Consider the following 15,219-nt stretch of genomic DNA (forward strand, 5'->3'; position numbering starts at 1 on the left):
AGAGACGCTTCGATTGAAAGCGGATGGAGATGACGCTCATGCTGCGACAGACGGATGCGACGGGTGAAGCCCATGAAGCGGCCCGCGGCGAGGCCCTGATCCTCTCCAATGCCCGCGTTGTGACCCCAAGCCATGTGCTGCATGGTTCGGTGGTCATCGAAAACGGCCTGATTGTCGAAATCCATGAGGGACCGTCGCGCCATACCGATGCGCTCGACTTCGCCGGCGACTATCTCCTGCCCGGCCTTGTCGACATCCACACCGACCATTTCGAGAAGCACCTCTATCCCCGCGCCCATGTGCGCTGGGATTTCATGCGCGCAGCGCTCGCCCACGACGCCCAGATTATCGGCGGCGGCGTGACGACCGTCTTCGACAGCCTTTGCGTCGGGGCGACCACCGACAATCCGGAGCGGGCCGAAATCCTGAAGCCGATGATCGAGGCGCTGGAGCAGGCGCAAAACTCAGGCATGTTCAGGGCCGAACACCTGGTGCACCTGCGCTGCGAACTGACAGACCTGGTCACCCCGCAACTGACGGCCGAGCATATCGACCGCGAGATCGTGCGCGTCATCTCGGTGATGGAACACCTGCCCGGAATTCGCCAGAGCCGTGACATCGAGGCCTATGTCCACCGAGCCTGCAAATCAACAGGCGAGAGCCCGGAACTGGTGCGCGAGAAGATCAAGGTGCTCGTTGCCGAGAAAAGCCAGTTTGCCGCGAGCACCCGTCCAGAGGTTGTCGCGCTAGCCCGGTCGCGCGCCATGCCGCTGATGAGCCATGACGACACCGATGTGGCGCATATCGAGGAGGGCATCGCCGAGGGCGTGTCGATCTCCGAATTCCCCTGCTCGATGGAAGCGGCCGAAGCGGCACGGTCCGCCGGCATGATGATCGTAGCTGGCGCTCCGAACCTCGTGCGCGGCGGCTCGCAGTCGGGCAATGTAGCGGTCCGCGACCTGCTCGCGGCGCGGCTTGTCGACATCCTCGCCTCGGATTATGTGCCGCGCTCGATGCTCGACGCCGCCTTCATGATTTCGGCTGATCCCGGCCTCGACTACGACCTGCCGAGCGCCGTTGCCATGGTGACGCGCAGCCCGGCGCTCGCCGGCAACCTCCCCGATCGCGGCGCGATCGAAACCGGGCTGAAGGCCGATCTGATCCGCGTCGACCTGCAGGACGGGCAGCCCTTCGTCAAGTCGGCCTGGCGCTCCGGCAACCGGGTCGCCTGACCAGGGAAACGACCTGGCTTACTCGTGCCAGGCAGATGCCAGCACCCGAAGCCAGTTCTCTCGGCAGATCTTGTCTAGGTCTGAAGGACCGTAGCCGCGCTCCTTAAGCGCCGTCACGAGCCGCTGGTTGCCGGTAGCGTCGCCGATCACATTCGGGATCGTCGCGCCGTCGAAATCGGACCCCAGCGCCACGCAGTCGATCCCCATGCGGTCGACGAGATAGTCGATATGGCTGACCATGGTCGCAAGCGAGGTCTCCGCATCGTCGCGGCCATCAGGCCGGAGCATGGTGACGGCATAGTTGAGACCGACGAGCCCGTGGCTTGCCTTGATCGCATCCATCTGCCGGTCCGTCAGGTTGCGGGCAACGGGCGTCAACGCATGGACATTGGAATGGCTGGCGATCAACGGCTGATCACTCAAACGCTCGACATCCCAGAAACCCTTCTCGGTGATATGGGCGAGATCGATCAGGATGCCGAGCCGGTTGCAGGCCCGGATCAGATCTTCACCAGCGCGGGTCAGGCCGGGTCCGGTATCGGGCGAACTCGGATAGGCAAAGGGCACGCCGTGCCCGAAGATGTTGTGGCGGCTCCAGACCGGTCCAAGCGAACGAAGCCCCGCGGCATAGAAGACTTCGAGCGTCTCGAGATCCGCATCGATCGCCTCACAGCCCTCCATGTGCAGGACAGCGGCAAAGACGTTGTCCGCCATGGCCTGGCGGATTTCGGCCGTCGTCCGGCACAACCGCCAGCTGCCGTCCTGATCGAGCCGATGGGCAATTGCCGCCATCTGCAGCGCGATGTCGAGGGACGAGGCCCGATCGAGCGGCGGATCGAGTGGCGTGGAATAATGCCCGTTTGCATCCGGTTCGCGCAGATTGAAGTCATGCGGCGACGGGATGTAGATGGCGCAGAGGCCGCCGGCGAGCCCGCCCTTCCGCGCGCGCGGTGCATCGATATGCCCGGCGCTCGTGCCGTTGCGGAATTCTGCGACCGGATTGCGGCCCTCGCTGCGACTGCGCCAGAGACGCAGGAGAACATCGTTGTGGCCGTCAAAAACTAGGTTCATGAAGAAGGATCCAGAAGTAGCGTCCAGGCAGAAAACCCGGGCGGGGAAAGAGGTCAAACACTGCGACTGTTTCGGAATCGTTGGACCAAATCATGTCGCGCTTCAAGCGGCACGGCGATTTATCCCGCGGTCCCGGAAACAAGCGGCGGCACACGCGCGAGCCAGTCGGTCGCCGCCTCATAAGCTGAGGCAACGGACAGCACCGCCTGATCCGCCCTCGGTCGCCCGATCAGCTGGAAGCCATTGGGCAGGCCAGTCGCGGAGAAACCGGCGGGCAATGCAGCAACCGGAAGCCCGGCCATGCTGGGGCCAATAACGACCTCCATCCAGCGATGATAGGTGTCCATGTGCTTGCCAGCGATTTCGCGCGGCCAGGGAATGTCGGCATCGAAGGGAAAGACCTGTGCAGCGGGTGCGATCAGGTAGTCGTAGGTCTCGAAGGCTTTCATGACAGCCTGATACCAGGCCGTCCGGACCGCCGAAGCCTCGTAGACGTCTGCCGCCTGGATGCGCACCCCGGAGCGAACCTCGTAGAGGATCTCCGGCTTCAGCGACCCGCGTCGACCGGGATCCTCGTAGAAGTCCCGCATGCTGCCGGCAGTGAAGTAGCTGCGCAACGTCGTCCAGGCCCACCAGAGCCTGTTCATATCGAAGTGGACCTTCATCGGCTCGACCGCAAACCCCAACCGTTCGAAGACACCGAGCGCTTTTTCGTTCAGCTCGAGCACGCCGGCTTCGAAGGAGAGATGTCCACCGAAGTTCCCGAGCCAGCCGATGCGACCGCCCTTTCCAGGGATCGTCGGATCGAGGGAAATCGGCGGGCTCTCGAAAGAAGACGGATCGCGCGCATCAAAACCGGATTGCACGTTGAGAAGCGTCACAACGTCCTGGACAGAGCGGCCCATCGGCCCCAGAGTCGCAAGCTGATTGAGATAGGCATCGCGCCCGGGAAGCGTGGGGATGCGCCCGAAGCTCGGGCGGAAGCCGACGACATTGTTGAAGGCGGCTGGATTGCGCAGAGAGCCCATCATGTCGCTGCCATCCGCGACCGGCACGAGGCGTGCAGCGAGCGCGGCGCCTGCCCCGCCGCTGGAGCCGCCGGCAGAGCGGCTGACATCCCAAGGGTTCCGCGTCACGCCGAAGACCGGATTGTAGCTATGCGAGCCGAAGCCCCATTCCGGCGTGTTGGTCTTGCCAATGATTATCGCCCCGGCGGACCGGATGCGCTCCACCTGGATGTCGTCGAAATCGGGCACATAATCGTGGAAGAGCGGCGAGCCATAGGTACAGAGAATGCCCTTCGCCTCGCTAAGATCCTTGATGGCAACGGGCACGCCATGCAGGACCCCGAGGGATCTGCCATGCTTGTGCTCGGCATCCTTCGCCCGGGCCTCGGCACGTAGCGCCTCGCGCGAACGAAGACTGACAAGCGCATTGATCTGAGGATTGAGCCTCTCGATCCGCTCGAGATAGGCTTCCATCACCTCCTCGGCCGAGAGACCTCCGGCATCGAGGGTTTTCCGGAGGTCGGCAAGGGACAGGGACGTCAGGTCGGACACGCGGGGCTCCGTTCAAATGGGCTCTCTGGTCGGGCAGAAAGAGACGATGGGCTTCCCGACACGACACTGTCAAGCGCCGGGCCGAGCGCCCGACGCAGGCCAGCCATGCGCATCGGGAAAACTTTCAAGCTGCCCAAAATAAAAATGGTCAAACGACCAAATTAGAGGCAACATGCCACAAAAGAGGAAGAAGCAGGCCTCGTCGAACTGCTTTTCCGAAACACGGGAACATCGACGAAATCAGGCGAAATCCGGCGTATTGCACGTAAGCGGCAGCGGTCTGGACCAAGCCATAAGGGGAGAGATCAGCATGCCCAGAAGCTGGCACGTGACTTGCGTGATACCCTCTGCGCCACCCTGCCACCTGCGATCGCCGGGCACAGGGTCGAACAAAGCACTACGCGCATAACCCGAACGCCAGGGGGCACGGCTTGAGTTCCGCATCTGACAAGGCAGCTATCGAAATCCGCGGCGTCAGCCGCATCTACGGAACCGGACCCGACAAGGTCACCGCCCTCGACGGGATCTTCCTCAAAATCAGGGAAAACGAGTTCTTCACGCTGCTGGGCCCATCCGGCTGCGGCAAGACCACGCTTCTGCGGCTGATCGCCGGCTTCGATTTCCCGACAACGGGCGAAATCCTGCTCCATGGCGAAGACATCGCGCCACTGCCGCCCTTCCGTCGACCGGTCAATACGGTCTTCCAGTCCTACGCCCTCTTCCCGCATATGACCGTCGCCGAAAACATCGGCTTCGGCCTGAAGATGCTCGGCAAGCCGGCAGCCGAGATCAAGGCGCGCGTCGACGAGATGCTGGAACTGGTCCACATGACCCAGATGCGCGACCGGCAGGTCAGCCAGATCTCCGGCGGCCAGCAGCAGCGCGTGGCACTTGCCCGGGCGCTCGCTCCGAAGCCGAAGGTCCTGTTGCTTGACGAGCCCCTGTCGGCGCTGGACTACAAGCTGCGCAAGGAAATGCAGATCGAGCTGAAGCGCGTGCAGGCCGAAACCGGCATCACCTTCATCTTCGTCACCCACGACCAGGAAGAAGCGCTCACCATGTCGGACCGCATCGCGGTCATGTCGATGGGGAGCCTGCGCCAGGTCGGCTCGCCCTGGGACATCTATGATCGCCCCGCCGAACGCTTCGTCGCCGACTTCATCGGCGAGACAAACTTCCTTGAGGTTGAAGTCGCCTCGGTCCAGGGCGACCGGGCAAGCGTCAGGCTGCGCTCCGGTCGCGAGATCCCTGCGACCTTCCCGGAAAACACAACGCCGACAGGCAAGGTGACGATCGTCATCCGACCCGAACACGCCGCCATCGTCGACGCGACAGATGAGGCGACCCTGCAGGGTTCGATCGAAAGCGTCGTCTATCTGGGAACGGACACCAACATCAATGTGCGCCTCGAAGGTGGCTCGCTCTTCACGGTTCGCCAGCAAAACAGCCGCAGCGGCAGTTGCGGGCTGGTCGAGGGCCAACATGTCGGCATCATGGTCAGCCATGATGTCGCGCAAATCCTGAGGGATTGACCATGAGCGCGATCAAGACGGCCCCTGAAAATGCCAAATCGCGCGACATCCGAAACCGCTGGTTCCTGAGCCTCCCGGCGCTTGTCATCATCTTCGTCGCAGCCCTCGGCCCGCTGCTGGTGATGGTGCTCTATTCCTTCCTCGAAAAGGGCGACTACGGCGATGTGAAATTCGGCGTCTTTTCGCTCGAAGGCTGGACCTCGGTCTTCATGCAGCGCGATATCTTCGACGACACGCTGGGCATCGCCGACGCGCACCTCGCGATCTTCTGGCGCTCCATCAAGCTCTCGCTCTACACGACGCTCTTCACCCTGATCCTGGGCTTCCCGACCGCCTATTTCATCGCGACGCGGCCAGCCCGGACCCGCGAGATCTGGGTCTTCCTGATCACCATTCCCTTCTGGACCAACCTCCTGATCCGCACCTTCGCCATGCAGCAGGTCATCCGCAACGAGGGCATTCTCAACAACCTGCTGATCTGGCTCGGCATCATCGATACGCCGCTGCAGATCATCTACACCGACACCGCCACCCTGCTCGGCATGACCTATGTCTATCTGCCGCTGATGGTGCTGCCGCTTTATGCCTCGATCGAGAAGCTGGATTTCCGGCTGGTCGAGGCCGGATACGACCTCTACGCCAACCGTCTGCAGGTGCTCTGGCGCATTGTCATTCCGCTGGTGAAGCCCGGCCTGATTGCCGGCTCCATCCTGGTCTTCATTCCCTCGCTCGGGGCCTATGTCATTCCGCGCGTGCTCGGCGGTGGCAAGAACCTGATGCTGGGCAACCTGATCGAGCTGCAGTTCGGTGCCGGCCGCAACTGGCCGCTGGGCGCTGCCATGTCGATCACGCTCATGGCGCTCGTGATGATCGCCCTGCTCTTCTATGTCCGCAACGCGGCAAAGTCGGGGGTGCGTCATGGCTGAACGTCGCTTCGATATCCGCTCGCAACCCGGCTTTGGCACGATTGCGCTCTTTACCTTCTTCGCGCTCTATTTGCCGATCGCGACGCTGGTCGCCTATTCCTTCAACGCCAGCGACTCGCTCTCATCATGGGGCGGATTTTCTCTGCGCTGGTTCGCCTCGGCGCTGGAGAACAGCACGGTGCAGGCCGCTGCAATGCGCTCGGTCATCATCGCGCTCTGGGCCGCGGGACTGGCGACGATCGCCGCAACCATGGCAGCCCTCGCCACCACCCGCACCGAGCCCTATCGCGGCCTGACGGCGAAATACGCTGTTATCAACCAGCCACTGATGATCCCGGAAATTGTTACGGCCGTGGCGCTTCTGATCGTCTTTTCGCGCATCAAGGTGTGGACCGGCTATTCCGGCCTCGGCTACCTGATCCTGGCGCATACGGCCTTCTGCATACCCTTCGCCTATCTGCCCATCCGGGCACGGCTGGAAAGCATGGATCTGACGCTGGAGCGGGCCGCCGCCGATCTCTATGCCACGCCCTGGCAGGCCTTCCGCTTCGTGACATTTCCGCTGCTGAGGCCTGCCATCATCGCCGGCTTCATGCTCGCCTTCGTGATTTCGCTGGATGACGTCGTCATCACCGAATTCGTCAAATCCGGCGGGCAGGACACGCTACCCACCTACATGCTCGGCCAGATCCGCCGTGAGACGACGCCGGAAATCAACGCGATTGCGACGATTTTCCTCGCCGCCTCAACGGTGCTGATCGTGATCTTCTTCTTCATCAACCGGCGCAAGCCGCAAGCATAAAAGCAACCAACAGAGAGGAACGGAGAATGACAATGAAATGGATGACGACCACGGCGATTGCCGCCATCTCGGTGCTGAGTTTCGCAGGCGCGGCCTCGGCCGCCGGCGAGCTCAACATCTACAACTGGGGCGACTATACCAGCCCGGAGCTGATCAAGAAGTTCGAGGAGCAGTTCGACGTCAAGGTGACGATCACCGACTATGACTCGAATGACACGGCGCTCGCCAAGGTCCGCGCCGGCGGCCATGGCTTCGACATCGTCGTGCCCTCGGCCAATTACATGCCGATCTGGATCAACGAGGGCCTGCTGCTCGAGGCTCGTCCGGACCAAATGGAGAACTTCAAGAACGTCGATCCGCGCTGGGCCGATGTCGAGTGGGATCCGGGCCGTCGTTACTCGGTTCCGTGGCAGTGGGGTGTGACCGGCATCGGCGTCAACACCAAGTTCTACAATGGCGACATCAACACCTCGGCGATCTTCCTCGACCCGCCGGAAGAGCTGGTCGGCAAGCTCAACGTCACGCCCGAAATGAACGACGTCCTCTTCGCGACAATCAAGTATTTTGACGGCGACTGGTGCACCACTGACAAGGAAGTTCTGAAGAAAGTGCGCGACAAGCTGGTGGAAGCCAAGACCAAGTGGCTCGCCATGGACTACAGCGTCACCGACAAGCTGCCGACCGGCGACTATGCCGGCGTCTACTACTGGAACGGCGCCATCATGCGCTCCCGCCTGCAGAACCCGGACGTCAAGTTCGGCTATCCGAAGGAAGGTTACCCGGTCTTCATGGACAGCGTCGTCATCCTGAAGGATGCCAAGAACGTCGACAACGCCAAGGCCTTCATGAACTTCATCATGGCTCCGGAAAACGCCGCTATGCTGTCGAACTTTGCCAAGTATGCCAACGGCATCACGGGTTCGGAAGCATTCATGGATAAGGACATGCAGGGCGCACCGGAACTGGTGATCCCCGCTGAACTGGAGAGTGCCGGCGAGTTCCTGCTGAGCTGCGAACCCGACGTGCAGCAGCTTTACACCCGGATCTGGACCGAAGTGCAGAAGTAACGCTGAACCACAAATGAAAAGACGGATACGGGAGGGCTTGATTGCCCTCCCGCAGGAGGAGCATGCCCTGATGACGACGCAGTTTGCCAAGGCCTATGGTTTTGAAAGACGGAACGTGACGCTTGCCAACTGGCGCGCGACCCCGTTTAGCCGCTTCAGCTTTGGCCATGCCGAGGAAGTGGTGCCGAGCGCCATGATCGCGGCAAGGGCCGAGGTGAGTGAAGGCGAACCCGTTGCGTCCGGTCTTCTGTCGCTGGCGCTGCCGCAGGGACTGGCCGGGCAGCCGGACGTCCGCGCTTATCTCGACTATGCCCATACCGACGCCTTCGTGCTGATGAAGGCGGGCACGATCGTCGCCGAACACTATGCCCCGCATGCCGGCATCGACCAGCGCCATATTGTGTTTTCGATCAGCAAGTCGCTGACCGCACTTGTCATCGCCTCGCTGGAAGCCGACGGGCTCATGGACCCCGATGCGCCCGTCACCAGCCTCCTGCCCGAAGCAGCTGGCTCCGCCTATGGCGACTGCAGCATCCGTGAAGTGCTCGACATGCGCGTCAGCCTCGCCTTCGACGAGGCCTATCTGAACACCGACGGCGCCTATGCCCGCTACCGCCGCGCCACGCTCTGGAACCCGGCCGATCCATCACAGCCGGATGAAACCTTGCTGGCCTTCCTACTCACGCTGAAGAAGGATGCCCATCCGCATGGCGGCGCGCATTTCTATGCGTCGCCGAACTCCGACCTGCTCGGCATCCTGATTGAGCGCGCAACCGGCGAACGCTACGCCGATGTCCTGTCGACGCGCCTCTGGAAGCCGCTCGGCGCGAAGAACCATGCCAGCGTCACTGTCGATGTCGAAGGCACGGCACGGGCCGCCGGCGGCATCTCGGTCACCGCCCGCGATCTCTCCCGCGTCGGCGAAATGCTGCGCAACGGCGGCATGGTCGACGGAAAGCGCCTCATCCCCGAAGCCTGGCTCACCGACATGCTGACGGCAGGCGATCACCAGGCCTGGGTCGACGGCAAATCCAACTTCTTCCCCAAGGGTCGTTATCGCAGCCAGTGGTACCAGTCCGGAGAACCGGACGGTGCCTTCTGCGCCATCGGCATTCATGGCCAGTGGCTTTACGTCGACCCATCAACTGAGACCACTATCGTCAAACTCTCCTCGCAGCCCAACCCGCTGGATGACGAGCTGAAACACGACAACTTCGCCTTCTTCCGCGCGCTCAGCACGTGGACCGCATGACTTCAGAGGAGCCTGAGATGGCAACCACCGCAGACATCATCATTACCAACGGCCTGGTTCTCACCATGGATCCGGCAGCCCCCCGCGCCGAAGCGGTCGCGCTCGCCGGCAACCGGATCCTCGCAGTCGGCACGCGATCAGAGATCGAGGCGCTGGCAGGACCCGAGACGCAGACCATCGACGCCAAAGGCGCGACCATCATGCCGGGCTTCAACGAAGCCCATATGCACATCTTCCCCGGCTCCGTGTCGCTGCGCCAGCTGAACCTGCATGGGGTCCAGGGCTTCGAGGCGCTCAAGGCAGCCATCCTCGACTATGCAGAGAAAAACCCGGATGAGCCTCTGCTGATGGGCTTTTCCGCCGATTATTCGATCATCTCGCTGACCGAACCCTGCACCCGCCACCACCTGGATGCGATCCTGCCCGACCGCCCCTTCATGATGTTCGCGCCCGACCATCACACCGCCTGGGCCAACACGGCAGCACTGGAGAAGGCGGGCATTCTGCAGGGCAAGGATGTCGGCATCGGCAACGAGATCGTCATGGGGCCCGACGGGCTGGCCAATGGCGAGCTGCGCGAGGGCAATGCCTTCGGCCCAGTCTCCGCGCTCGCTTCAACGGGGGGGCGCGAAGAACTCGGCATGGTCACCGGTATGGACCCGGAAAATGTCACGCCGGAACAGTTCGCCCTCGACCGCGCCATCCTGAAGGCCGGCCTCGACTACTGCGCCTCATGGGGCGTTACCTCGATCCAGAATTTCGACGGCAATCATTACCAGCTGCGCCTGATGCGCGATCTGGAGCTTTCAGGCGAACTCTCGTGCCGCATTCGCATCCCCTACCACATGAAGAACTTCATGGCGCTTGAGGACCTCGACAAGGCAGCCGCATGGAAGAAGGAATTCGCCACCGACATGCTGCGCGGCGATTTCGTCAAGGTATTCATGGACGGCGTACTGGACAGCCAGACGGCCTATATGCTCGACGGTTACGGCGACCGGCCGGGCTATACCTATGAGCCGCTCTTCACGCCGGCAGCCTTCGATGCGATCGCCACCAAGGCCGATGCGCTCGGCCTCCAGGTTGCAGTGCACGCGATCGGCAGTGCCGCGATCCGCCAGACGCTCGACGGCTACGAGGCAGCTGTGAAGGCGAACGGCCCACGCGGCAACCGACACCGCATCGAGCATATCGAGATCATCCATCCGGACGACATCCCGCGCTTTGCCACCCTTGGCATCGTCGCCTCCATGCAGCCGGTGCATTACCCGGGTGGCACATGCTTCCCGGCAGAACCGACAACGGCCAAGATCGGCGAGGATCGCTGGGACCAGGCCTATGCATGGCGGACGATGAAAGAAGCCGGCGCCCCTGTCGTCTTTGCCTCGGACTGGCCGGTTTCTCCGGTTTCACCATTCCAGTGCATCCAGGATGCTTTGACCCGCAAACCCTGGAAGGAGGGTCTGAAAGATCAGCGCTTCTCGCTGATGGAAGCACTCGAAGCCTACACTTCGATCGGCGCCTGGGTGGAATTCATGGAAGATCGCAAGGGAATGCTGAAAGCAGGCTATCTCGCCGATGTTGTGGTCCTCACCAAAGACATCGAAGCCGTGTCACCCGAAGCGATCATGGACACCGTCCGCCCCGCCGTCACCATCTGCGACGGCCACATCACCTTCCAGGCTTGAAGAAAGACCGTCCCATGAGCGCCGATCTCGTCATTCACAATGCCCGCATCCTGACCATGGATGACGCGCATCCGCACGCAGAAGCGATCGCGCTCACCGGAAACCGCATCATGGCCTTAGGCGGCAATGCCGAGATCCTGGCGCTCGCGGGATCAAAGACACGCCTGGTGGATGCAGGTGGTGCCACGGTGCTTCCGGGTTTCAACGAAGCCCATATGCATATCTTCGGCGGCTCGGTCGCGCTCGGCGAACTGTCGCTCTTCGGCGTGAAGGGCTTCGATGCCCTTTCGAAAGCCGTTAAGGACTACGCCGCCGCCAACCCGGATCTGCCGCTGCTCGTCGCCCAGACGGCAGACTACACCATCCTCTCGGAAACCGAGCGCGTCACCCGGCACCATCTCGACCGTATCATCGCAGACCGCCCCTTCATGATGGTCGCGCCCGACCGGCATACGGCCTGGGCCAACACGATGGCATTGGAGAAGGCCGGTATCCTCCATGGCCGAGATGTCGGCGTCGGCAACGAGATCGTCATGGGCGAGGACGGTCTCGCCAATGGCGAGCTGCGCGAAAGCAACGCCATCCGCCCTGTCGCGTCGATGAGCGTGACCGGCGGTCGCGAAGGTCTCGGCGTCGGCACCGGCGGTGATCCAGAGCATGTCACTCCGGAAGAGCGCGCTGCAGACATCGCGGTCCTGAAGAAGGGCCTCGCCTATTGCGCCTCGCTCGGCATTACTTCGTTCCAGAATATGGACGGCAATCTCTATCAGCTGGAAATACTGGAAGAGATCGAGAGGACCGATAGTCTTCCGGTGCGCATACGCATGCCCTTCCACATGAAGAACTTCATGCCGCTCTCCGACCTAGAAGAGAAGGCCGCCACCTGGAGGACCCGCTTCGACACAGACAAGCTGCGCTGCAATTTCGTCAAGCTGTTCATGGACGGTGTGACCGAGGGCGAGACGGCCGTCTTCGTCGACGACTACGCCCACAAGCACGGCTGGAAGGGCGAGCCGCTGTTCTCAGGCGAAGCATTCAACGCGGTCGCGATCGAAGCAAACCGCCTCGGTCTGTCGGTCGCAGTCCACGCGATCGGTGACGGCGCGGTGCGTTTGGTGCTCGACGGCTACGAGGCCTCGATCAACGCCAATGGCCGAAAGGACATGCGCAACCGCATCGAACATATCGAGGTGGTTCATCCCGACGACATCAAGCGCTTTGCCGAAACGGGCACCATCGCCTCGATGCAGCCAACCCATCCGCCGGGCTCCGCGGGGCTGCCGCTTGAACCCTATCTGACCTATATCGGCCGCGAGCGCTGGCCTTACGCCTTTGCCTGGAAAACACTGGTTGATGCCGGCGCGACAATCGTCTTTGCGACCGACTGGCCAGTCTCGCCACTGCCGCCGCTCAGCTGCATCGGCGATGCCCTGACCCGAAAGCCCTGGGCAGACGACATGCCGGACCATCGTCTTGGCCTGCACGAGACGCTTGCCGCCTATACTCGCACCAGCGCCTGGGTCGAATACATGGAAGACCGCAAGGGCGTGTTGAAGCCCGGCTACCTTGCGGATGTCGTCGTCCTCTCCGGCGATATCGAGGCGACGTCACCGGACAACATCGCCTCGCTTTCCCCTGTTCTCACGATCTGCGACGGCCGCGTCACCTTCGAAGGCGGAGGGAGCCGATGAGCGAGGTCGCGGAAGCGTCCACCAACAGATCGACCGGCGGATCGACACGCGGGCGCCCGCCGGGCGCGACCCGCAAAGGCCTCGAAACCCGCGTCCGCATCATCAAGGGTGCCCGCGAAGCGCTCGAAGAGGGCGGCATGGAGGCGTTGACCACACGCCGCATCGCCGCCTCTGCGGGCGTCAAGCTCGCCACCCTGCACTACTATTTCGACAGCAAGGAAAGTCTGCTGCTCGCCGTACTGGAAGATCTGATTGCCGATATGGAAGTAGCGTATCGCCAGGACGTTGCCCTGCCGGAGGCGCCAGAGGACCGGGTGGAGGCACTGATCCGGGCAAGCTGGCGCTACATCCAGCGCACCCGCAACAAGCAGATCGCCCAGACGGAGCTGACACTTTATGCCCTGCGGACCAAAGGCTCCGAATGGCTCGCGACGCGGCAATACAATGCCTATATCGATTTCTACGGCCATCTCGTTTTCGAGGATGACAGCGACGAGGAACTGCGCCGCATCGGCCGCGCCGTCGCCCGTCAGATGCTGATCAGCATCGACGGGATCATCCTCCAGAGCTACGCCCTGCAGGATCTCACGGCTTCGAACGACGACATCGAGGCGCTCATCATTGCCATGCGCGGATATCTCCGCCGCCTCATGGCCGAGCGAGGCAAGGCCCGTTAGGCAAGCCCCCAGATGCCTCGAGCATTGCCGGAGAAGAGCTTGTCCTTCTCTTGCCCTGTGCAACCATGCAGCAGCGCTTGCGTCGTCGCGACCCAGGTCGAGAGCCCGCCTCCGAGCGTGCAGACCGGCCAGTCCGAGCCCCATATCGCGCGATCGAAACCGAAGCATGCGATCGTGTGATCGAAATAGGGCTTGAGATCCTCCAGCGTCCAATTCTCCAGATCGCCATAGGCCGGGATGCCGGAGATCTTCACGCGGACATTCTCGCGCTTGGCAATGTCGGTGATCCCCGCTTTCCAGGTCTCGTAGCCATGCCCCTTGATATCGGGCACACCGCAATGGTCGAGGATGAAAGTGACATCGGGCGCAAGGTCGACCAAGGCCTTCGCCTTGTCGATCTGATGCGGCAGCATGCAGAGATCGAAGGTGAGACCCGTGCCTGAGAGCCGCTTCACATTCTCCCGAAACAGTGCGCCCTCCGACACATCGTCCGGCACGACATGCAGCACGCGACGGAAGCCTTTGACGAAGGGATTTGCAACCTGGGCTTCCAGATAAGCGGCAAATCCTGGATCTTCCGGGCGGCAGGAGGCGATCACACCCTGGATGAAGCTATCCGGTGCCTGCGACAACTCCTGGACCATGGCCGTTTCACCGGGGATGTCCTCGGGCGCGACATCCACCTCCATATGCAGCACCGAGGAAATCCCGAGCCTCTTCGCCTCCCGCGCATAGGTCTCCCAGGTGAAATCGGCATCGAGCGCGGCGACATCCTTCAGCCAGAGATAGCTGAGCTTGTCGCGGTAGATGAGGTGCAGATGGGTATCGATGATCATGTGTGGCCCCTCCCAAGGCCTTGAGAGATTCAGGTTATATCTGGGGCATCCGCACCAAGACCGGCGCCCGCCAGTGCGGAAATCCGACGTGCCGTTTCCCGCAGTGCTTCAAGCGTATGGGGGATATCGGGCGCCTCGGGCGCATTGATGATACCGATATACGGCACGGTCAGCGCGCCCAGTGCCTCGCCGTCCGCGCCGAGGATCGGGGCCGACAGGTTGGTGACGCCGGCAGTCTGGGCGCTCGGCATCATCTCGTAGCCGCGCGCACGGATTTCGTCGAGGTGGCGAGCAAAGGCCTCGGTCATGCGCCCCTCCGGTCCGCCGCTGGCCACATGCTCCGCCACCATCATCGCGCGGACCTCCGGGCTTCGATAGGCAAGAAGCACATGGCCGGACCCGGTATCGAAAAGGCCCATGCGCGAGCCGACCCGCATCGAGATGCCCCAATAGCCCGGCGCCTCGAGCTGGGCGATGACGACCGGATGGCCGCGGTCGTAGACGACGATATGGTTCTCCTGCCGGGTCACTTCCGCCAGTTCCCGCATCAGCGGCATGGCGAGCGAAGCGAGCCGCCGCGTTGGCGCATGTAACTGCGCAAGGCCAAACAGTTTGAGCGTCAGAACGTAGCGATCGCCATCGAGCCGCGCGACGTAACCGCGTTTCACCAGCCGATCGAGCATCCGGTAGAATTCATTTGGGCTACGGTCGAGCTTCTTGGCGATATCTGCCTGGCCCAAGCCGCCATCGACACCCGCAAGCAGTTCAAGAATGTCGAGCCCCTTGTCGAGCGCAGGCGCCCGGTAACGGTCCTGATCCACATCATTCACGCATGTCTCTCCTCGCAGTCCCGAACCACTCTTGACCTTTATGAATAAATGTTTTG

At 62.3% G+C, this 15,219-nt stretch carries 13 protein-coding genes; 9 read left to right on the top strand and 4 right to left on the bottom strand.

Features of this window, described 5'->3' with window-relative positions:
• The first annotated feature begins 38 nt into the window (after window positions 1-38).
• Entirely contained in the window at window positions 39-1,232 is a 1,194-nt protein-coding gene (locus GH983_RS15020) for an alpha-D-ribose 1-methylphosphonate 5-triphosphate diphosphatase (protein WP_069044055.1), read from the top strand.
• A gap of 18 nt (window positions 1,233-1,250) precedes the next feature.
• Here GH983_RS15020 and GH983_RS15025 read toward each other — a convergent pair whose 3' ends face one another.
• On the bottom strand, window positions 1,251-2,303 hold the full coding sequence (locus tag GH983_RS15025; protein WP_069043345.1) for a dipeptidase: 1,053 nt from the start codon (window positions 2,301-2,303) through the stop codon (window positions 1,251-1,253).
• Between the two features lie 119 nt (window positions 2,304-2,422).
• Window positions 2,423-3,862, bottom strand: a complete 1,440-nt coding sequence (locus tag GH983_RS15030) for an amidase (RefSeq protein ID WP_153762819.1) — start codon at window positions 3,860-3,862, stop codon at window positions 2,423-2,425.
• A gap of 431 nt (window positions 3,863-4,293) precedes the next feature.
• Here GH983_RS15030 and GH983_RS15035 point away from each other — a divergent pair, with 431 nt between their 5' ends.
• The 8 genes from GH983_RS15035 (at window position 4,294) to GH983_RS15070 (ending at window position 13,497) form a co-directional block, all read left to right on the top strand.
• Window positions 4,294-5,394, top strand: coding sequence for an ABC transporter ATP-binding protein (locus tag GH983_RS15035; protein WP_153762820.1), 1,101 nt, complete (start codon window positions 4,294-4,296; stop codon window positions 5,392-5,394).
• Window positions 5,395-5,396: 2 nt separating this feature from the next.
• The gene (locus GH983_RS15040) at window positions 5,397-6,320 is read left to right on the top strand and encodes an ABC transporter permease (protein ID WP_054147960.1); all 924 of its coding nucleotides are present in this window, start codon (window positions 5,397-5,399) and stop codon (window positions 6,318-6,320) included.
• Window positions 6,313-7,122, top strand: a complete 810-nt coding sequence (locus GH983_RS15045; RefSeq protein ID WP_153762821.1) for an ABC transporter permease — start codon at window positions 6,313-6,315, stop codon at window positions 7,120-7,122. Before GH983_RS15040 ends, GH983_RS15045 begins: the two co-directional genes overlap by 8 nt.
• A gap of 32 nt (window positions 7,123-7,154) precedes the next feature.
• The gene (locus tag GH983_RS15050) at window positions 7,155-8,189 is read left to right on the top strand and encodes an extracellular solute-binding protein (protein WP_069044054.1); all 1,035 of its coding nucleotides are present in this window, start codon (window positions 7,155-7,157) and stop codon (window positions 8,187-8,189) included.
• A gap of 70 nt (window positions 8,190-8,259) precedes the next feature.
• Entirely contained in the window at window positions 8,260-9,441 is a 1,182-nt protein-coding gene (locus GH983_RS15055) for a serine hydrolase (RefSeq protein WP_054148015.1), read from the top strand.
• 17 nt (window positions 9,442-9,458) lie between these two features.
• Window positions 9,459-11,129: an amidohydrolase gene (locus GH983_RS15060; RefSeq protein ID WP_153762822.1), complete on the top strand. Its 1,671-nt coding sequence runs from the start codon at window positions 9,459-9,461 to the stop codon at window positions 11,127-11,129.
• A gap of 14 nt (window positions 11,130-11,143) precedes the next feature.
• On the top strand, window positions 11,144-12,820 hold the full coding sequence (locus tag GH983_RS15065) for an amidohydrolase (RefSeq protein WP_153762823.1): 1,677 nt from the start codon (window positions 11,144-11,146) through the stop codon (window positions 12,818-12,820).
• Complete coding sequence (locus tag GH983_RS15070) at window positions 12,817-13,497, top strand: TetR/AcrR family transcriptional regulator (RefSeq protein WP_153762824.1); 681 nt, start codon at window positions 12,817-12,819, stop codon at window positions 13,495-13,497. The genes GH983_RS15065 and GH983_RS15070 overlap by 4 nt, the downstream gene beginning before the upstream one ends.
• Here GH983_RS15070 and GH983_RS15075 read toward each other — a convergent pair.
• Window positions 13,494-14,333 carry an amidohydrolase gene (locus GH983_RS15075; protein WP_069043338.1) on the bottom strand — a complete coding sequence of 280 codons (840 nt, stop codon included), beginning with the start codon at window positions 14,331-14,333 and terminating at the stop codon, window positions 13,494-13,496. The two genes, GH983_RS15070 and GH983_RS15075, sit on opposite strands and share 4 nt — an antisense overlap.
• A gap of 29 nt (window positions 14,334-14,362) precedes the next feature.
• A complete protein-coding gene (locus tag GH983_RS15080; protein WP_069043337.1) occupies window positions 14,363-15,163 on the bottom strand; it encodes an IclR family transcriptional regulator in 801 nt (266 codons plus the stop codon).
• Between the last annotated feature and the right edge of the window lie 56 nt (window positions 15,164-15,219).

The sequence above is a fragment of the Agrobacterium sp. MA01 genome (genome assembly GCF_009650195.1).
Classification (GTDB): Bacteria; Pseudomonadota; Alphaproteobacteria; order Rhizobiales; family Rhizobiaceae; genus Allorhizobium.